Source organism: Luteibacter sp. 329MFSha, from assembly GCF_900111665.1.
In the GTDB taxonomy this organism is placed as follows: domain Bacteria; phylum Pseudomonadota; class Gammaproteobacteria; order Xanthomonadales; family Rhodanobacteraceae; genus Luteibacter.
This window is the reverse complement of the sequence record NZ_FOJE01000001.1, coordinates 572,501-590,228: the sequence shown is the minus strand read 5'-3', so window position 1 is coordinate 590,228 and position 17,728 is coordinate 572,501. Positions and strand designations below refer to the sequence as shown.

19 protein-coding genes and 1 tRNA gene are annotated in these 17,728 nt (G+C 66.5%); 9 read left to right on the top strand and 11 right to left on the bottom strand.

All coding sequences use genetic code 11. From position 1 onward, the window contains the following. The first annotated feature begins 9 nt into the window (after positions 1–9). Positions 10–624 (top strand): endonuclease III, encoded by a 615-nt coding sequence (gene nth, locus BMW54_RS02660; protein ID WP_090055624.1) that lies wholly within the window; start codon positions 10–12, stop codon positions 622–624. 192 nt (positions 625–816) lie between these two features. Here the strand turns inward: nth and BMW54_RS02655 are convergent, their stop codons facing one another. The 4 genes from BMW54_RS02655 to BMW54_RS02640 form a co-directional block, all read right to left on the bottom strand. Further along, positions 817–2,334, bottom strand: a complete 1,518-nt coding sequence (locus BMW54_RS02655; RefSeq protein WP_090052772.1) for a SulP family inorganic anion transporter — start codon at positions 2,332–2,334, stop codon at positions 817–819. 17 nt (positions 2,335–2,351) lie between these two features. Then, positions 2,352–3,041 (bottom strand): carbonic anhydrase, encoded by a 690-nt coding sequence (locus BMW54_RS02650; protein WP_090052770.1) that lies wholly within the window; start codon positions 3,039–3,041, stop codon positions 2,352–2,354. Between the two features lie 133 nt (positions 3,042–3,174). Continuing rightward, the gene (locus BMW54_RS02645; protein WP_139206017.1) at positions 3,175–3,528 is read right to left on the bottom strand and encodes a hypothetical protein; all 354 of its coding nucleotides are present in this window, start codon (positions 3,526–3,528) and stop codon (positions 3,175–3,177) included. Between the two features lie 295 nt (positions 3,529–3,823). Next, positions 3,824–5,206 carry a hypothetical protein gene (locus BMW54_RS02640; protein WP_090052766.1) on the bottom strand — a complete coding sequence of 461 codons (1,383 nt, stop codon included), beginning with the start codon at positions 5,204–5,206 and terminating at the stop codon, positions 3,824–3,826. 210 nt (positions 5,207–5,416) lie between these two features. On the opposite strand from BMW54_RS02640, the gene rnt reads away from it, so the two are divergent. From rnt to phoU, 6 genes are all read left to right on the top strand, one after another. Beyond that, entirely contained in the window at positions 5,417–6,085 is a 669-nt protein-coding gene (gene rnt / locus BMW54_RS02635; RefSeq protein ID WP_090052764.1) for a ribonuclease T, read from the top strand. A gap of 146 nt (positions 6,086–6,231) precedes the next feature. Then, complete coding sequence (pstS, locus tag BMW54_RS02630) at positions 6,232–7,248, top strand: phosphate ABC transporter substrate-binding protein PstS (protein WP_090052762.1); 1,017 nt, start codon at positions 6,232–6,234, stop codon at positions 7,246–7,248. Positions 7,249–7,368: 120 nt separating this feature from the next. Next, on the top strand, positions 7,369–8,400 hold the full coding sequence (gene pstC / locus BMW54_RS02625; RefSeq protein ID WP_090052760.1) for a phosphate ABC transporter permease subunit PstC: 1,032 nt from the start codon (positions 7,369–7,371) through the stop codon (positions 8,398–8,400). Beyond that, complete coding sequence (pstA, locus tag BMW54_RS02620; protein WP_090052758.1) at positions 8,400–9,269, top strand: phosphate ABC transporter permease PstA; 870 nt, start codon at positions 8,400–8,402, stop codon at positions 9,267–9,269. The genes pstC and pstA overlap by 1 nt, the downstream gene beginning before the upstream one ends. A gap of 82 nt (positions 9,270–9,351) precedes the next feature. After that, entirely contained in the window at positions 9,352–10,095 is a 744-nt protein-coding gene (pstB, locus tag BMW54_RS02615) for a phosphate ABC transporter ATP-binding protein PstB (protein ID WP_254779228.1), read from the top strand. Positions 10,096–10,117: 22 nt separating this feature from the next. Then, positions 10,118–10,834 (top strand): phosphate signaling complex protein PhoU, encoded by a 717-nt coding sequence (phoU, locus tag BMW54_RS02610; RefSeq protein WP_090052755.1) that lies wholly within the window; start codon positions 10,118–10,120, stop codon positions 10,832–10,834. A gap of 67 nt (positions 10,835–10,901) precedes the next feature. Here the strand turns inward: phoU and sugE are convergent, their stop codons facing one another. The 4 genes from sugE to rnr form a co-directional block, all read right to left on the bottom strand. Next, a complete protein-coding gene (sugE, locus tag BMW54_RS02605) occupies positions 10,902–11,219 on the bottom strand; it encodes a quaternary ammonium compound efflux SMR transporter SugE (protein WP_090052753.1) in 318 nt (105 codons plus the stop codon). Between the two features lie 176 nt (positions 11,220–11,395). After that, the gene (locus BMW54_RS02600) at positions 11,396–11,665 is read right to left on the bottom strand and encodes a CBU_0592 family membrane protein (RefSeq protein ID WP_090052751.1); all 270 of its coding nucleotides are present in this window, start codon (positions 11,663–11,665) and stop codon (positions 11,396–11,398) included. Beyond that, complete coding sequence (gene rlmB, locus BMW54_RS02595) at positions 11,662–12,408, bottom strand: 23S rRNA (guanosine(2251)-2'-O)-methyltransferase RlmB (RefSeq protein ID WP_090052749.1); 747 nt, start codon at positions 12,406–12,408, stop codon at positions 11,662–11,664. Before rlmB ends, BMW54_RS02600 begins: the two co-directional genes overlap by 4 nt. Continuing rightward, positions 12,405–14,867 carry a ribonuclease R gene (gene rnr / locus BMW54_RS02590; RefSeq protein ID WP_090055622.1) on the bottom strand — a complete coding sequence of 821 codons (2,463 nt, stop codon included), beginning with the start codon at positions 14,865–14,867 and terminating at the stop codon, positions 12,405–12,407. Before rnr ends, rlmB begins: the two co-directional genes overlap by 4 nt. A 219-nt stretch (positions 14,868–15,086) precedes the next feature. Here rnr and BMW54_RS02585 point away from each other — a divergent pair. Next, positions 15,087–15,171 (top strand) — tRNA-Leu (locus BMW54_RS02585). 71 nt (positions 15,172–15,242) lie between these two features. Here BMW54_RS02585 and BMW54_RS02580 read toward each other — a convergent pair. Continuing rightward, positions 15,243–15,464, bottom strand: a complete 222-nt coding sequence (locus tag BMW54_RS02580) for a hypothetical protein (RefSeq protein ID WP_090052747.1) — start codon at positions 15,462–15,464, stop codon at positions 15,243–15,245. Between the two features lie 135 nt (positions 15,465–15,599). Between BMW54_RS02580 and arsH the strand changes: the two genes are divergently transcribed. Then, positions 15,600–16,337 carry an arsenical resistance protein ArsH gene (gene arsH / locus BMW54_RS02575; protein WP_175472738.1) on the top strand — a complete coding sequence of 246 codons (738 nt, stop codon included), beginning with the start codon at positions 15,600–15,602 and terminating at the stop codon, positions 16,335–16,337. Positions 16,338–16,365: 28 nt separating this feature from the next. On the opposite strand, the gene BMW54_RS02570 is transcribed toward arsH, so the two are convergent. Both BMW54_RS02570 and BMW54_RS02565 read right to left on the bottom strand, forming a co-directional pair. Beyond that, complete coding sequence (locus tag BMW54_RS02570) at positions 16,366–17,124, bottom strand: NAD-dependent epimerase/dehydratase family protein (RefSeq protein ID WP_217642585.1); 759 nt, start codon at positions 17,122–17,124, stop codon at positions 16,366–16,368. Then, the gene (locus BMW54_RS02565; protein WP_175472737.1) at positions 17,084–17,725 is read right to left on the bottom strand and encodes a TetR/AcrR family transcriptional regulator; all 642 of its coding nucleotides are present in this window, start codon (positions 17,723–17,725) and stop codon (positions 17,084–17,086) included. The genes BMW54_RS02570 and BMW54_RS02565 overlap by 41 nt, the downstream gene beginning before the upstream one ends. Positions 17,726–17,728 lie beyond the last annotated feature (3 nt).

The window sequence follows — 17,728 nt, the reverse complement described above, 5'->3', positions numbered from 1 at the left end:
ATCGTCGAGATGTTCACGCGCCTGCGCGAACTCAATCCGCATCCGAAAACGGAACTGGAGTACACGACCCCGTTCGAACTGCTGGCGGCCGTGGCGCTATCCGCGCAGGCCACGGACGTCGGCGTGAACAAGGCCACGCGCAAGCTGTTCCCCGTGGCGAACACGCCGCAAAAGATCCTCGATCTCGGCCTCGAGAAGCTCAAGAGCTACATCAGCACGATCGGCCTCTACAACAACAAGGCGAAGAACCTCATCGCCATGAGCCAGATCCTCGTCGACCGCTACGCTGGGGAGGTACCGACGACGCGCGAGGCGCTCGAGGAACTGCCCGGCGTCGGCCGCAAGACGGCGAACGTCGTTCTCAATACCGCGTTCGGCCAGCCGACCATCGCCGTCGACACGCACATCTTCCGCGTCGCGAACCGCACCGGGCTCGCGCCCGGCCCGGACGTCCGCAAGGTCGAGGACAAGCTCGAGAAGGTCATCCCGAAGGAGTTCATCCAGGATGCCCACCACTGGCTGATCCTGCACGGCCGTTACGTGTGCAAGGCGCGCAAGCCGGAATGCCCGACCTGCGCGATCGTCGACCTGTGCGCCTACCGGCACAAGACGAAGGCCTCCTGACCGCGACGAACCGCTGTGGGAGCCGACCTGGCCGGACGAAGCGCTGTGGGAGCGGACCTGGCCGCGACGACGCACTGTGGGAGCGGACCTGGCCGCGACAGCCCTTCGCGATCGGCAGCAGGACCTGTTGCTCATCGCGAAGGGCTGTCGCGGCCAGGTCCGCTCCAACAGATGAGGGAGGACAGGCGGCCGTCAGGCCGCCCGTCGCGATCCTTCCACGCGTCGGCCGAGCTCCTGCCAGTCGACGATCAGTTCGCAACCACGCTTCGACGCGTTCCGGCCCCACTCGCGGAGCAGTTCCAGGGACGCCTGATCGACGTGATGCAGTCGATCCATCATCACCGACAGACGCGTGTTCGGCGGGATCGCCTCCAGCGTGCGGGCCATCGTCGGCACCTTCAGGAACGTGGCCGAGCCTTCGAGATGCAGCGTCGCCGCACCCGGCTCGTCGTGGTGCGTGACATCCATCTTCAGTTTCGACGAGAGCAAGGCGAGGCGCAGCAGCGACAGGCCGAAGCCGACGATCACGCCCGTGAGCAGATCGGTGGCGACGATGGCGACGGTCGTGGCGACGTACACCGCGGCCGTGCCCTTGCCGTAAGCCGCGAGATCCTTGATCTGCTTCGGGTTCACCATCTTCACGCCGGTGAACACGAGGATGCCCGCGAGGCACGAGACCGGCGTCATCCGCATCAGCCACGGCAGCAGCATCACGAACGCCAGCAACATGGCGCCGTGGTAGATCGTCGCCATGCGCGTGGCCGAGCCGGCCTGCACGTTGGCGGCGCTGCGCACGATCACGCCGGTCATCGGCAGCGCGCCGAGGAAACCGCAGACCAGGTTGCCCACGCCCTGCGCGGTCAGCTCACGGTCGTAGTTCGTGCGCACGCCGTCGTGCATGCGATCCACCGCGGCCGCCGACAGCAGCGTCTCCGCGCTCGCGATGAACGCGAACGTCACGGCGGCGATCAGCAGGGTCGAGTCGAGCAGGCCGAAGAGGCTGCCCATCGTCGGCAGCGACACCGCCGAGAACAGGTTCGCCGGCACGTCTACCCGCTTGACGTCGAGCGCGCCGAACTGCGCCGCCGCCGTCATCGCCACGACGGCCAGCAGCGCACCGGGAACGAAGCGCAGCTTCGCCGGACGAAGCTTTTCCCAGAAGAACATGATCGCGATCGTGCCGAGGCCGATCATCAACGCCGCGGGCGCCTGCCCTTCCGCCGCGCCGGTCACCGACTCCCACGCCGCCGCCGGCAGCGCGGCGAAGTTCTCGAGGCCGCGTGCCTTCGGGATCGCGTCGAGCAGCACGTGCGATTGCGACGCGACGATCAGGATGCCGATGCCCGAGAGCATGCCGGCCACCACGGCCGGCGAGGTCATCCGGAACCAGACGCCGACCTTGCACAGGCCGGCGACGAGCTGGATGAGACCCGCCAGCAGCACGACGGGGCCGAGCGCGGCCACGCCGTGCTCGCGCACGAGTTCGAAGACCAGGACCGCGAGGCCCGCCGCGGGGCCGCTCACCTGCAACGGCGAGCCGGCGATGGCGCCCACGACGATGCCGCCGACGATACCGGTGATCAGTCCCGCGCTGGGCGGCATGCCCGACGCGATCGCGATACCCATGCATAGCGGCAGTGCGACAAGAAAAACGACCACCGATCCGAGGAGGTCGCGGCCAAAGAGGCCCTGGGAGAAATAAGCGCGCATGGCTCGATGTTCCTTCGTTAAGCCGCCGTCGCCACCGGCAGCGGCGTGGAGAAGCGCGCGTGCGGCGTGGCATCCGGGTGGTTCGCGTCGTCGGCGAGGAGCGGACGGAAGCGGCCCTCCAGCGGATCGAACGCGGTGATTTCGGTGTTGGCGATGTCGTAGATCCAGCCGTGGATGCGCAGGCTGCCGTTGGCCATCGCGGCGGCGACCGCGGGCAAGGTACGCATGTGCTCCAGCTGGCCGACGACGTTCTCCTCGGTGAGGTAACGCAGGCCTTCTTCGCCCAGGATCGTCGGGCGGTTCTCGGCGACGACGTAACGGGCGACGTCGGCGTGCTTCAGCCACTGCTCGACGGACGGCTTGCCCTTGAGCGCCGCCGGATTCTGCAGGGCCTTCATCGCGCCGCAGTCCGAATGGCCGCAGATCACGATGTGCTGCACCTTCAGCGCCGTCACGGCGTATTCGATGGCGGCGACGACGCCGCTGACGTGCTGCGCGTACGGCGGAACGATGTTGCCGACGTTACGGTAGACGAACAGGTCGCCCGGCTGGGCGTTGAAGATCATTTCAGGCATCACGCGCGAGTCGGCGCAGGTGATGAACATCGTGTGCGGCGTCTGGCCGGAAGCGAGGCGCGCGAAGGTGTCGCGCTGCTCGTCGGTCATGTGGCGGCGGAAGTGATCGAAACCCTGGATGAGACGTTCCATGGTGTATTCCTCGTTGGGGAAGCGGGATGGTCGGGCGCAGGCGCCCGTGGACGATCGGTCCTCGAGGACCGGCGTCGGGAGATGAGGCGATGCAAGGAAACCGCGCGCGGACGCGCACGGTCGGGCCGCTCGATCAGGCGATCGGAGGGCGAAGCTCGGCGTTGGGCGCGTGCGCGTGCGCGCCGGCAGCGATGCCCGGCGGACGCACGGCGATAAGGTGCGACACGGCGACCGCGTGCTCGGTCGGCACGTCGAAGGTGTCGTCGAGTCCGCCGGTATTGTCTTCGAGGGACGGGACGGCGTCCTGGTCGTCGGGCGCGACGCCATCGTCGGCCGCGGCGAGGAGCACCTCGTGCTGCGTCTCCGCGTTGGCCGGGGACGACGGACACGGCATGGCCTGCACGCCGCCGCACACGACGAACAGCGCGATCAGCACGAGGAACGTGCTGGCGATGCGTCGCAGGAGCGTGGTGGGATGGCGGTCCATGCGGCCGAACGTACGCAGCGCACGTAGCGATTGCAAGTGTGGCGACGCACCAAATTCAGAATCGATGCGTACCTTTCGCCAAAAACGTGATATGGCCACGGTTTTTCGCAGTTCGCGAACACGTTTACGGTGCGCTGCGTTCAGGGTTTGGACGTCCGAACGTCCATCACCGGACTGAGACGTTTCGCAATCTGGTCAGTGAGCGCGCCACGCTTGCGAAAACACTCAGAAGAAAACGGCGGGCTTGCGCCCGCCGTCGGTTCGTCCTTGAGTCGAACTCCTTTCCGATACCGGTTCAGAAGCTCAGCATGCCCCAGAAGCCGACTTCGTCGGTCTTGTAGTGGTACGGCGTCGCGAACGGGCCGTCGAGCTTGTTGTGCTTGTAGACGAGGGCGAGCTTCAGGTTCTTCAGCACATCGTACGAGACGCCGGCGTTGTAGTACTTGTCCTTGAGCTTGCGCTCGACGTTCGTGAGGGTCGTGTACTTGTAGTCGACCTTGTCGTAGCGGGCGAAGACGGCGAACTGGTCGTAGAACTTCCAGTCGGCGAACAGCGAGTAGCCGTCGGCCTTGTCCTTCTTCGTGCCCTGCGCCGTGCCGACGCCGTTGCCGCTGCCCGGGTACTTCAGGATGTCGTCCCAGTTTTCGGTGTGGAAGTACTCGAGACCGACACCCCAGGTCTTGTCGCGCCAGGCGACGAGGCCGTCGCCACGCGTCGCGGTGCGGGTCGGCGCGCCGTTCTCGACGTCGTTGCCGCGCTTGCCGGTGTAACCGCCGACGGCAAGGATCAGCTGCTCGATCGGGGAGTAGGCGAAGCGGGCTTCGGTATCGACCGACTTGGAGCGGCTCAGGTTGCGGAAGCCACGGCCGTTGACCACCGAGACCTGGTAGTTGATCGAGTTGTCGCCGGTCGTCGCGCCCAGGGCGTGGACACCCCAGTCGGCCGAGTTGCCGAACGCGCCGACGCCGCCGGCGGTCGCGGTCGAGCCGCTACGACCGCCTTCGAACGAACGGTCGGTGATGGTGTTCTCGACGTAGCGATAGCCGTACACCTTCTCCACGAACGGGATCCAGGGCATGTCGGCAGAACCGAAGCGCACGGTGAAGAGCGGATCGAACTTGCCCTGCACGTAGGCCTTCTTCACGAAGAGGCTGGTCTGCGACAACGTCGACTGGTAGTTGAAGTCGGTGGTCAGGTTGGCCGACCAGACGTCGTCGAAGGTGTGGTCGACGATCAGGTAGAAGCGCTTGACGTCGAAGCCGGTGCCGTTGACGGCGCCGTGGCCGTCCACCTGGCGGCCGCGGGCGTTGCCGACCTTCTCGTTGTGGTCGATGTTCGACACGTCGAAGAACATCGTGCCGCCGACGTGGGTGTTGTCCACGACCTTGGCGAGCTTGTCGAGACGCTTGGTGAGGTCGTCGGTCGGCTTGGCGGCGGCGACCTGGACGTCGTTGATCGTCTTGGCGGTCTCGACCTGCGCGTCGGCCTGCGCTTCCTGCTTGGCTTCCAGCTCGGAAACCTTGGCCTGGAGGGCGGCCAGCTGCGCCTGCAGCTGCTGGAGGGTGGCGGCGTCGACCGTGACCCGGGCCGGCTGCGACTTCGGCGTCGCGGCCAGGGCCGAGAAGCTGGTCAGGCCCAGACCGGCGGCGATGGCCACCGTGAGCAACTTGGAACGCATGGGATGTCTCCGCTTAAGGATGGAATGTGTGTGGAACCCCTGTCCCCCGGCATGAGTTTTTTCTGTCCGAAAAACCTCAACGGGGCCAACGGCGCGAAGAATGGGCCGCGGCGTTTACGGTTCGATGCCGTTTTTGTGACAGAACGGCGACACGAGCACGTTTCCTTAACGCCCGTGCCCGTAGGGGCGCCGGACTGATATCCTTCGTGGATGGATACGACGAGTAACAGCACCGCTACGACCATGGCCGGGCGGTTCAGGGGATTCCTTCCGGTGGTGGTCGACGTGGAAACCGGCGGCTTCGACGCCGAGCGCGACGCCCTGCTGGAGATCGCCGTCGTCACCATCGCGATGGAACCGTCCGGGCTGCTGGTGCCCCAGCCGGTCGTGGCGGCGAACGTCGAGCCGTTTCCCGGCGCGAACATCGATCCGCGCTCGCTCGAGGTCACCGGCATCGATCCGGACCACCCCTTCCGCGGCGCCCTACCCGAGCGCGAGGCGCTGGATCACGTGTTCAACGCGGTGCGCGAGGCGGTGCGGGTCGCCGGCTGCCAGCGTGCGGTGCTGGTCGGCCACAACGCCGCCTTCGACCTCGCCTTCCTCAACGCGGCGGTGCGCCGCGTCGCGCACAAGCGCAACCCGTTCCATCCTTTCAGCTGTTTCGACACGGCGACCCTCGGTGGCCTGGCCTATGGGCAGACAGTGCTGAGCAAGGCCGTGCTCGCGGCGGGCATCGACTTCGACACCCGCGAGGCCCATTCGGCCATCTACGACGCCGAGCGCACCGCCGAACTCTTCTGCGAGATCGTCAATCGCTGGCGACGGCTGGAACTCGGGGCTGCGGAAACGGCCGTTCCGCTGGTCGCGCAAGGCGCTTGAGAGATTTCGTAAGTTCCTGAATATGACAGCAAAGCGGCGGGTGTCATACCGCTGAAACATTCGGTACGTCTCATTGCAACACGGCAGGGCTGGAATACGGCCCCGGGCGGGCCTCGCCCGACACTTTCTCCACCGAGGATCACTCCGTGTTCACACGCAAACTCCGTATTGCCGCGCTGGTCGCCGCCTCCATCTTCGGCATGGGCGCCGCTCAGGCCACCGACATTACCGGTGCCGGTTCGAGCTTCGTCTATCCCGTCCTCTCGAAGTGGTCGGCCAAGTACGCCGAGGCTACGGGTAACAAGCTGAACTACCAGTCCGTGGGCTCGGGCGCCGGTATCGCCCAGATCAAGGAAGGCACCATCGACTTCGGCGCCTCCGACGCCCCGATGAGCAGCGAAGACCTCACCAAGTTCGGCCTGGGCCAGTTCCCCAGCGTCGTCGGCGGCATCGTGCCGGTGGTGAACATCCAGGGCATCCAGGCGGGCCAGCTGAAGCTGACCGGCGCCGTGCTCGCCGACATCTACCTCGGCAAGATCGCCCGCTGGAGCGACCCGGCGATCGCCGCGCTGAACCCGGGCGTGAAGATCCCCGACGTCAAGGTGACGGTCGTGCACCGCTCGGACGGTTCGGGCACCTCGTTCAACTTCACCAACTACCTGTCGAAGGTGAGCCCGGAGTGGGCGTCGAAGGTGAAGTTCGGCACGGCCGTCGAGTGGCCGGCCGGCGTGGGCGGCAAGGGTAACGAAGGCGTCGCCCAGTACGTGCGCCAGATCCCGGGCTCGATCGGTTACGTCGAATACGCCTACGCGAAGAAGAACAACATCGCCTTCGCGCAGATGCAGAACGCCGCCGGCAAGTGGGTGCAGCCGAACGCCGAGTCGTTCGGCGCCGCCGCCGCTACGGCCGACTGGGCCTCGGCCAAGGACTTCAACGTGATCATGACCAACGCCTCGGGCGACCAGGCATGGCCGATCACCGCGACGACCTGGATCATCATGTACAAGAAGTCGAAGAACGCGTCGCACACCAAGGTGGCGTTCGACTTCTTCAAGTGGTCGCTCGAGAAGGGCCAGGCCGACGCCGCTTCGCTCGACTATGTCGCGCTGCCGGCCACGCTGTCGCAGAAGATCCAGGCCTACTGGGCTTCGGACTTCAAGTAATCGGCCGGTCCCTGCCATCCGGCTGACACATCGGCCGGTCAGGGTTACGACCTACCGGGGTCGCCGCCTCCTCGCGGGGCGGCGACCTTCAAGCTTGCAAGAGCCAGGAATCGCATTCGCATGCACGCCACCGTCAGCACCGCCGTTCCCAGCGCCGAACGCGCTTCCGAAGCGGCCCGCAACGCGAAGGACTCGCGCGACGACCGCCTCTTCGGGTGGGTCCTCAAGGGTTGTGCCCTGCTCGTCCTGCTGGCGCTCGTCGGCGCCGCCGGGTCCACGTTGTGGCTCGGCATGGACGCCTTCCATACCTTCGGCTTCGGCTTCCTCACCAGCGCCGCCTGGGATCCGAGCAACGACCAGTACGGCGCACTCGTACCGATCATGGGCACCGTGGGCACCGCCTTCATCGCCCTGCTCTTCGCCGTGCCGGTGAGCTTCGGCATCGCCCTCTTCCTCACCGAGATCGCCCCGCAGTGGCTACGCGGTCCGGTCAGCTCCGCCATCGAACTGCTCGCGGGCATCCCATCGATCATCTACGGCATGTGGGGCCTCTTCATCTTCGCGCCGTTCGTCGCCGAGCACGTCAAGCCATGGCTGATGAACAACTTCAGCGCCGATCCGCCCGACGGCCAGGTCTCGTGGATCGTGCAGCACGTGCCGTGGGTCGCGAAGTTCTTCGCCAGCGAATATCCGTTCTTCGGCGCGGGCGTCTTCACGGCCGGCCTCGTGCTGGCGGTGATGATCATTCCCTTCATCTCCTCGGTGATGCGCGAGGTGTTCCAGACGGTGCCGACGCGCCTCAAGGAATCGGCATACGCCCTGGGCTCCAGCACGTGGGAAGTGGTCTGGGACATCGTGGTTCCCTATACGCGCACAGCGGTCATCGGCGGCATCTTCCTCGGCCTCGGCCGCGCGCTCGGCGAGACGATGGCGGTGGCCTTCGTGCTTGGCAACACCTTCAAGTTCTCCTGGTCGCTGCTGGAGACGGGCAGCTCGATCGCCTCGACCATCGCCAACCAGTTCGGCGAGGCGCAGGGCCTGCAGCGCTCGGCGCTGATGGCGCTGGCCTTCCTGCTCTTCGTGGTGACCTTCATCGTGCTGCTCATCGCGCGCCTTATGCTGCGCCGCCTGGCCACGAAGGAGGGCAAGTAATGTCCACGGCCCTCTACACCACGCGCCGGATCAAGAACGTCATCGCGATGGCGCTGAGCATGGCGGCCACCGCGATCGGCCTGCTCTTCCTGGCCTGGATCCTCTGGGAGACCCTCAGCCAGGGCATCGCCGGCCTGAAGCCGCAGCTGTTCACCAAGATCACCGCATACCGCGAGGAAGGCGGTCTGGCCAACGCCATGGTCGGCAGCCTGATCCTCAACATCCTCGGCATCCTGATCGCCACGCCGATCGGCGTGGCCGCCGGCACGTGGCTGGCCGAGTACTCGATGCGCTCGAAGCTCGGCCCCACCATCCGCTTCCTCAACGACATCCTCCTGTCCGCGCCGTCGATCGTGCTGGGTCTGTTCGTGTACACCGTGGTCGTGCTGCCGTCGAAGTGGCTGACCAACGGCGACGTGACGTTCTCCGGCATCGCCGGCGGCATCGCGCTGGCCCTGATCGCCCTGCCCGTCATCGTGCGCACCACCGACGAGATGCTCCGCCTGGTGCCTGGCACCCTGCGCGAGGCCGCGCTCTCGCTCGGCGTGCCGCAGTGGAAGCTCACGATGCAGATCCTGGTCCGCGCGGCGCGCTCCGGCATCGTCACCGGCGTGCTGCTGGCGCTGGCGCGCATCAGCGGCGAGACGGCACCGCTGCTGTTCACGGCGTTCGGCAACAACTTCATGACGTTCAATCCGATCGACAAGATGCCGAGCCTGCCGCAGGTCATCTACGAATACACGAAGGACCCGAGCCCCGACATCAACGTGCTCGCCTGGGCCGGCGCCTTCGTCCTCACCATGTTCGTGCTGGCGCTCAGTCTGATCGCCCGCTTCGCCTTCTCGCGCTCCAAGGTGTCCCATGACTAACATGAACGAAGTCGCTTCCCAGCCGGGCTTCGGCACGTCGCCCCACGCCGCGACCGCGGACCTCGACCAGGCGGCGCCGAAGATGGTCGCGCGCGACGTGAACTTCCACTACAACGATTTCCACGCGCTCAAGCACATCTCGATGGACGTGCCGGAGAAGAAGGTGACGGCCATCATCGGCCCGTCCGGCTGCGGCAAGTCCACCCTGCTGCGCATCTTCAACCGCATCTACGCGATCTATCCGGGCCTGCGCGCCAGCGGCGAGATCATTCTCGACGGCGAGAACATCCTCGACCCGAAGTACTCGCTCAACCGCCTGCGCAGCAAGGTGGGCATGGTGTTCCAGAAGCCCGTGCCGTTCCCGATGACCATCTTCGAGAACGTCGCCTACGGCATCCGCCACCACGAGAAGCTGTCGCGCTCGGAGATGGAAAGCCGCGTCGAGCAGGCGCTGCGCGGCGCCGCGCTGTGGGACGAGGTGAAGGACAAGCTCAAGAACAGCGCGCTCGGTCTGTCCGGCGGCCAGCAGCAGCGTCTATGCATCGCGCGCGGCATCGCGCTGAAGCCGGAAGTGCTCCTGCTCGACGAGCCGACCTCGGCGCTCGACCCGATCGCGACCAGCCGCATCGAGCAGCTGGTGGAAGAGCTGAAGAAGGATTTCACGATCGTCATCGTGACGCATAACATGCAGCAGGCCGCGCGCGTCTCCGACCTGACCGCGTTCATGTACATGGGCGAGCTGATCGAATTCGACCGGACGGAAAAGATCTTCACCAAGCCGGACAAGAAGCAGACCGAAGACTACATCACCGGCCGTTTCGGCTGAGCCCCCGACTCCGAGGCAAGCGATGAACACCACGCACCAGCACATCATCAAGAGCTACGACGACGAACTGAAGCGCCTGACCCGCGAGATCGTCCGGATGGGCGAGCTCGCCATCGCGCAGCTCGAAGCCGCCATCGACGTCGTCGAGCGCCGCGACGAGCGCGCGGCGCAGCGCGTGGTCGACAACGACGACGCCATCGACTCGCTCGAGCAGGAAGTCAGCCAGGACGTGGTGCGCCTGCTCGCGCTGCGCGCCCCGATCGCCGGCGACCTGCGCAACGTGTTCGCCGCGCTGCGCATCGCCGCCGACATCGAACGTATCGGCGATTACGCCGCGAACGTGGCCAAGCGCTCGATCCCGCTCAGCCGCGTCGCCCCGATCACCGCGGCCGGCGGCCTCGCGAACCTCGCCGAACTCGCCGCCGACCAGCTGCGCAACGTGCTCAAGGCCTACGACGAGCAGGACGCCGAGGCGGCGTACGAAGTGTGGAAGTCCGATGCCGAGCTCGACGAGGCGTACACCGTGGTGTTCCGTGCCCTCCTCACCTACATGATGGAAGACCCGCGCAACATCACGCCGTGCACGCACCTGCTGTTCATGGCGAAGAACATCGAACGCATCGGCGACCACGCGACGAACATCGCGGAAAACGTCTGGTTCGTGGTGCACGGTGAACCGCTGGTCGCGCCGCGCACGAAGCGCGACACCACGGCGAATCCGGACTTCGACAAGACCTGATGCGCACATCGCCGATACGATCGGCTCCCACCCTTCGGTAGGGTGGGAGCCGATCGTATCGGCGATTTCAACCCGACGTCAGCTTCAGCCCGACGATCCCCGCCACGATCAAGCCGACGCACAGCAGCCGCAACGGCTGCGCGGACTCGCCAAACAGCACGATCCCGAGCGTCACGGCACCTACGGCACCGATGCCGGTCCACACGGCGTAGGCCGTACCGAGCGGCAGTTTCTTCGCCGCGAGCGCCAGCAACACGATGCTGACGACCATCGCCGCGCCGGTCAGCACGCTGGGTACGAGGCGGGTGAACCCTTCGGTGTATTTGAGGCCGATGGCCCAGCCGATCTCGAACAGGCCGGCGACCACGAGGACGATCCAGTACATGGCTTGACTCCGCGCTGCGCGGGGTCGTCCCCGAATTCCACAGGCGCCGGCGGGTCGTCCCGCCAGGCGGCATCGCGCGATGCCGTCGTGCATTTTACGATGCCAGCCTGCCCTGCCGTAACCCGCCTACCGAAGGGTGGGAGCCGATCGTATCGGCGATACGAGCCGCGATGGCGTCAGGGCACCACGGTAGCGGCTTTCCTCGCCCGCACGCCCCGCACGATCCCGTAGACGCTGATCAGGAACCACGCCAGCTCCTGCAGGAACGCCGACAGGTTGAACATGCCGAAGATCAGCGACAGCAGGATGCCGAAGGCGCCCACCAGATTCATCCACTGATAGGGATACCCCTGCCCGGAGAGCTTGTGCGCCTGGAGCAGGAAGAACGCCAGGAGCACCAGCGCCACGCCGATCAGGCCGGCCCAGTCGTGCCAGAACAGGTTCATCGCTTGACTCCTCGCTGACGCAGCGCCTCGAACAGGACGATGCCGGTGGCCACGGACACGTTGAGGCTTTCCATGCCCCCGGGCATCGGAATCTTCGCCACGAAGTCGCAGGTCTCGCGGGTGAGCCGGCGCATGCCGTCGCCCTCGCTACCCATCACCAGCGCGACCGGCCCCTTCAGATCGATGTCGTAGATCGACTGGTCGGTGTCTCCGTCCAGCCCCGTGATCCACACGCCGGCGTCCTTCAGCAGCCGCATGGCGCGCGCGAGATTGGTCGCCGCGATCACGGGCACGAGATCCGCGCCGCCGGCGGAGGCGCGACGCACCGTCGGCGTGATGCCCACGGCGCGATCCTTCGGCACCACGACCGCCGTGACGTTCGCCGCCGCCGCGCTGCGCAGGCACGCGCCGAGATTGTGCGGATCGGTCACGCCGTCGAGGACCAGCACCAGCGCATCGGCACCGGCCTTCTCGAGCAGCGCGGGCAGGTCGTTCTCGCCACGCAGCGGCGGCGTTTCGTAACGCGCGATCACACCCTGGTGGCGCGCCTCGCCACCGAGCTTCTCGAGCTGCTCCTTGCCCACCGGTTTCACGGGCAGGCCCAGCTTGCGGGCCTGCGCGGCGATCTCGTTGACGCGCGCGTTCTTCGAATTCTGTTCGATCAATACTTCACGGACACGATCCGGGTCGTTGGCGAGGGCGCCTTCGACCGGATTGATGCCTACGATCCACGTCTCGCTCATACCTGCGGCTTGCTCCTGGGTTTACGCGGTGCGGTCTTCGCCGCCGTCTTCGCGGTGGCGCGCTTCGCCGGTGGCCTAGGCTCCGGAGCGGCTTTCTTCGTCGCCGCCTTCGCGGCGGTCTTCTTCGGGGCGGCCGCGGCCGGCTTCGTCTTCGTGCCGAACAACTTGCCGACGGCTTTCTTCGCGGCGCGGCCGATGGCCTTGCCGGCGGCCGCCATGCCCGAACGCGGCGCCGGTGCCGGCGGCGGCGCGAGCACCGGCGGAGGCGGCTTCGGCAGCGCGTCGAGGCGCGCGACCAGACGGAAGTCGATCTTGCGATCCTCCAGGCTCGCGCGCAGCACCTGCACGCTCACGTAATCACCGAGACGATAGCGCGCCCCCGTGCGCTCACCCGACAGCAGGTGACGCACCGGATCGAACTTGTAGTAATCGTTCGGCAGCTGCGACACGTGCACCAGCCCCGAGACGCGCGACGCCGCGAGCTCGACGAACAGGCCGAACGACGTGACGCCCGTGATCGTGCCGGCGAATTCCTCGCCGACGTGCTTCTCCATCCAGGCGCACTTGAAGCGCTCGTCCACGTCGCGCTCGGCCTCTTCCGCACGGCGCTCGCGCTGCGAGCAGTGCACGGCCATGGAGGCCATCTGCGCTTCGCTGTACGTGTAGTCGGCCGGCTTGGCCTTGGTCAGCGCGTAGCGGATGGCGCGGTGCACGAGCAGGTCGGGATAGCGGCGGATCGGCGACGTGAAGTGCGCGTACGCGTCGAGCGCGAGGCCGAAGTGGCCCTGGTTCTCGGGGTGGTACACGGCCATGCTCTGCGCGCGCAGGAGCACCGACTGGATCAGCTCGGCCTCGGGACGGTCCTGCACTTTCTTCAGCAGCGCAGAGAAATCGGCCGGGGTCACTTCGTCCGCCGGCGGCATCTTGAGCTTGAACTCGCGCAGGAACTGCAGGAGGTCTTCGTACTTCTCGGCCGGCGGTGGCGCGTGCACACGATACAGCGCGGGAATCTTGCGCTTCGAGAGGAACTTCGCCGCCTGCACGTTCGCGGCGATCATGCATTCCTCGATGAGCTTGTGCGCGTCGTTGCGATCGGTGGCGCCCATCGACACGACGTCGCCCGACGGCGCGAGGCGGAACTTCACCTCCGGCGTCTCGAAATCGATCGCACCGCGGCGCTTGCGCGCCTTCGCCATCGACTTGTACAGCTTGTACAGCGTCTCGACCTGCGGCAGCACGTCCGCGATCTCGTCGCGCACGTCGGCGTCGCGCTCGCCGACGGCCTGCCAGACCTTGTTGTACGTGAGGCGCGCATGCGAGTACATCACCGCCTCGTAGAACTTCGACCGCACGACCTCGCCGTCTTCGTCGACCTCCATGTCGCACACCATGCAGAGGCGTTCGACCTTCGGATTGAGCGAGCAGATGCCGTTGGACAGCGTCTCGGGCAGCATCGGCACGACGAAGCCGGGGAAATACGTCGACGTGCTGCGGTCGTACGCTTCGACGTCGAGCGGCGTGCCCACGGGCACGTAGTGCGACACGTCCGCGATCGCGACGATGAGACGGAATCCACCGCCCTTCAGGGACTCGGCATAGACCGCGTCGTCGAAGTCGCGCGCATCCTCGCCGTCGATCGTGACCAGCGGCAGCTTGCGCAGGTCGACCTTGCCCTTGCGCTCTTCCGCGGTGACCTTAGGCTCGACTTCTTCCGCCTGGCGGACGACCTGCGCCGGCCATTCGTGCGGCAGGTCGTGGCTGGCGATCGCCATCTCCACCACGAGCGACGGCTGCAGGCGCTCGCCCAGCACCGCGCGGATCGTGCCAAGGGGGCCACGGTGCGGCGTCGGCGGATCGGTGATCTCGGCCACGACGATCTCGCCCGAGCGGGCACCCGCGTCGCGGCCGGCGGGAATCATGATGTTCTGGTGCAGGCGGCGGTCGTCGGGCTCGACGAGCGTCACGCCGTTCTCCACCACCACGCGCCCGACCAGGCGCGGCGAGCGGCGTTCGAGCACCTCGACGATCGCGCCCTGCCGGCGTCCGCGACGGTCGATGCCGACGACGCTGGCGAGCACGCGGTCGCCGTGCAGCACGCTGCGCATCTGCGACGGCGACAGGTAGAGGTCTTCGCCGCCCTCGTCGGGCCGCAGGAAGCCGTAACCCTCGGCGTTGGCGATGACGCGGCCCGGAATCAGGCTCAGCTTCTGCGCCGGGGCGTAACCGCCGCGGCGGTTCCGGAGCAGCTGCCCGTCGCGGACCATCGCGCCGAGGCGCCGGTCCAGCGCGTTGATCTCGTAATCGGTGAACAGGCGCAGCGCGCGTGCGATGTCCTCGGCCATCAGCAGCTCGCCGCGCTCCTCGAGCAGGGCGAGGATCGCCTCGCGGCTGGGAATGGGCTTTTCGTAGCGCTGCGCTTCGCGATCGGCGTGGGGATCGACGACCGCGGGGGCCGGCATGCGGTCGCGGTACTTCGCCAGCGCCTTGCCGGGTCGGCTGGCCTTGGCTTTGCGGGGGCCGTGACCGGCTTCCGCACCTTTCTTTTTCTTCGTCACGTAAGGACCTTTGAAGGGGGACGCGAAATAGTTTCACATCCTGAGTGCAAAATCGTTGACAAGTTTCCCCGACCTACCTAATCTACGCGGCTCACGGGGCGGCAACATCGCTTCGGGACACCTGCCCAGGTGGCGGAATTGGTAGACGCACTAGTTTCAGGTACTAGCGGGTAAAACCGTGGAGGTTCGAGTCCTCTCTTGGGCACCAATTATAGACGAAGCCCCGCAGCGATGCGGGGCTTTGTTGTTTTCAGGGTTTCGTATTCGCGCGTCGCGCTTTCAGCGCCGCGATTTCACCACCATCAGCACGATGAGCGCCGCGGTCAGCGCGAGCTTGATCGAGGCGTCCATGACGCGATGCGCGCCGTCGGTCGAAAGGGCCGACGACGCGATCATCAGCGCGACGTAGGCGGCGATCGCCAGCCATCCTTCCCAGCTTCGGGGCCCGATGCCCCAGCCCACGCGTTTCCTGCCGAACCATGCCTTGCCCGTCGCATTCATGACCGCACGCCCTCCGAAGCAGTGGTCAGGCGATGCTAGCGCGGCACCGGGCGGTACGCCACGTGGCGAGCCTGCGTCGATTGCCTCGTCATTTCGATAAAACTAGAATAATCGAGACTGATGCCGGGCATGCCGATGACAACCACAGTACCGCACCTGGAAATCGACCACCTTCCCCTGCCCGACGCTGCGCGACTGCGGACGCCGGACGACGGCGGCCATCCGCCACGGATCCTGATTCTTTACGGCTCCCTGCGCCCGGTTTCGTATTCGCGGAAGCTCGCCCTCGAGGCGGAACGCATTCTGCGGCACCTCGGTGCCGAGACCCGGGTATTCGACCCGCACGATCTTCCGATGCTCGACAGCGTCCCGGCGAGCCATCCGGAGGTCCAGCGCCTCAGGGAGCTCTCGCTGTGGTCCGAGGGGCAGGTATGGATCAGCCCGGAGCGGCACGGCACGATCACCGGCGTGTTCAAGAACCAGATCGACTGGCTGCCGCTCGACGACGGTAGCGTGCGGCCGACGCAGGGGCGCACGCTCGCGGTGATGCAGGTATCGGGCGGCTCGCAGTCGTTCAACGTGGTCAACGCGCTGCGCGTGCTGGGCCGCTGGATGCGCATGGTCACGATCCCCAATCAGTCGTCGGTCGCGAAGGCCTGGCAGGAGTTCGACGAGGACGGACGGATGAAGCCGTCCGCTTATTACGATCGCGTGGTCGACGTCATGGAAGAGCTCGTGAAGTTCACGCTGCTGGTGCGCGGCAGGAGCGACTACCTGGTGAGCCGCTACAGCGAACGCAAGGGCGACGCGGCGCAACGGCGCCTCGCGGAAGCGGCGGGCGCGGTGGAGGCGCCCGCGCGGGATCGTTCGTGATTCGTGCCGCTCAGAACGACCGGGCGAGTTACTTCATCCGGCCATTCTCCAGAACGACGACTCCCCTCTCCCCGTCGTCCTGCCTCGACACGGCGACGAACGCGCGTGCGATGTCGTCCTGATCGACGACGCCGAACTTGCCCGGCACGAGGCGGCCCAGCCACGCAACGTAGCCGGGCGTGTGGGCGTTGCCGGCGATGATGCCCGGGCGAAATATCGCGAGGCGCGGGAAACCGACTGCTGTTACCGCCTCTTCCTTCAGGGCCATGACCCTGACGTAGCGGAACCTGCTGGTCGAGGTACTGCCGACCGCCGAAAGCAAGGCGAAACGATCGACACCGCCAGCGCGGCAGCCACGAGCGAAAGCACCGACGACGCCGACTTCCAGGGCGATCAACGCGTCTTCCGACCACTTCAGGCTGCCGGCTCCGACGCCGACGCACGAGACACCAACGACCGGTTCGCCCGATGCCTGCATGTCGCGCGCCAGACGCGCCACGGCGTCGGCGAAGGAGACGGACGACGTGTCGAGCGTGACGTGGCGAAGGCGGTCGTCGGTGGAAGGGCCGACATCGCGGCGATTGATCTGCACGACTTCGGCGCACGCCGGCTCGGCGAGCAGTGAACGCACGACGGCGGCGCCGACCTGCCCCGTGCCTCCGATGATCAGCACCCGAAATGCCATCGCCCACCCCTTACGATCATGTTGAGGATATTCCCGCCACGCGACGGTACGCCATCCCGCGTCACGGCTCGATCGGACGGGCCGATGCCTGCAGGTACGCACGACACATGACCGGGAGTTCCGTTCGAAGCATCGCGAGCGCGCGCGGCGATACGTCGTTTTCGAGTATCGCGCGCACGACGCCGCCGAGCATCGCGCGAAACGCGTCGGTGACACGCGCAAGGTCGTCGAAGCGGACGTCGCTGGCGGTGGCGAGCATGCGTGCGATGGGCGCCTCGCATCGGGCGCAGATGTCACCCATCAGGTCGGTCGTCTCCAGTTCGGTGGCGACCACATAAAGGACCTGCGCGCCCGGCAGATGGCGCATCTTGGCATCGAGATAAGAGTGGACCAGGCCATCGGACATCTCGGCGAGGGGCAGGCCCCGGTAACGATCCGAGGCGGTCTCGAGCGCGCCGACGACATCGTCGAGGTAATCCTCGAGCACCGCGTACAGCAGGGCGTCCTTGTGCGGAAAGTACTGGTACATCGTGCCTACCGATACCCCTGCCCGGGCGGCCACCCGCGTCGTCGTCAGACCAGCGAGTCCATCTGAGAGCAAAACCTGAATCGTCGCCTCGAAAATGGCCTCCACCGTCGCGGCCGAACGGGCCTGGCGCGGTCGTTTACGGGGTTTCAGGGCGTGCTCGGGGGCGACGGGCATATG

Excerpts from the sequence above, each read along its gene's own strand:
- nth (WP_090055624.1), top strand. The coding sequence starts at position 10 with ATGTTCACGCGCCTGCGCGAACTCAATCCGCATCCGAAAACGGAACTG.
- BMW54_RS02655 (WP_090052772.1), bottom strand. The coding sequence starts at position 2,334 with ATGCGCGCTTATTTCTCCCAGGGCCTCTTTGGCCGCGACCTCCTCGGA.
- BMW54_RS02650 (WP_090052770.1), bottom strand. The coding sequence starts at position 3,041 with ATGGAACGTCTCATCCAGGGTTTCGATCACTTCCGCCGCCACATGACC.
- BMW54_RS02645 (WP_139206017.1), bottom strand. The coding sequence starts at position 3,528 with ATGGACCGCCATCCCACCACGCTCCTGCGACGCATCGCCAGCACGTTC.
- BMW54_RS02640 (WP_090052766.1), bottom strand. The coding sequence starts at position 5,206 with ATGCGTTCCAAGTTGCTCACGGTGGCCATCGCCGCCGGTCTGGGCCTG.
- rnt (WP_090052764.1), top strand. The coding sequence starts at position 5,417 with ATGGATACGACGAGTAACAGCACCGCTACGACCATGGCCGGGCGGTTC.
- pstC (WP_090052760.1), top strand. The coding sequence starts at position 7,369 with ATGCACGCCACCGTCAGCACCGCCGTTCCCAGCGCCGAACGCGCTTCC.
- pstA (WP_090052758.1), top strand. The coding sequence starts at position 8,400 with ATGTCCACGGCCCTCTACACCACGCGCCGGATCAAGAACGTCATCGCG.
- pstB (WP_254779228.1), top strand. The coding sequence starts at position 9,352 with ATGGTCGCGCGCGACGTGAACTTCCACTACAACGATTTCCACGCGCTC.
- phoU (WP_090052755.1), top strand. The coding sequence starts at position 10,118 with ATGAACACCACGCACCAGCACATCATCAAGAGCTACGACGACGAACTG.
- sugE (WP_090052753.1), bottom strand. The coding sequence starts at position 11,219 with ATGTACTGGATCGTCCTCGTGGTCGCCGGCCTGTTCGAGATCGGCTGG.
- BMW54_RS02600 (WP_090052751.1), bottom strand. The coding sequence starts at position 11,665 with ATGAACCTGTTCTGGCACGACTGGGCCGGCCTGATCGGCGTGGCGCTG.
- rlmB (WP_090052749.1), bottom strand. The coding sequence starts at position 12,408 with ATGAGCGAGACGTGGATCGTAGGCATCAATCCGGTCGAAGGCGCCCTC.
- rnr (WP_090055622.1), bottom strand. The coding sequence starts at position 14,867 with ATGCCGGCCCCCGCGGTCGTCGATCCCCACGCCGATCGCGAAGCGCAG.
- BMW54_RS02580 (WP_090052747.1), bottom strand. The coding sequence starts at position 15,464 with ATGAATGCGACGGGCAAGGCATGGTTCGGCAGGAAACGCGTGGGCTGG.
- arsH (WP_175472738.1), top strand. The coding sequence starts at position 15,600 with ATGACAACCACAGTACCGCACCTGGAAATCGACCACCTTCCCCTGCCC.
- BMW54_RS02565 (WP_175472737.1), bottom strand. The coding sequence starts at position 17,725 with ATGCCCGTCGCCCCCGAGCACGCCCTGAAACCCCGTAAACGACCGCGC.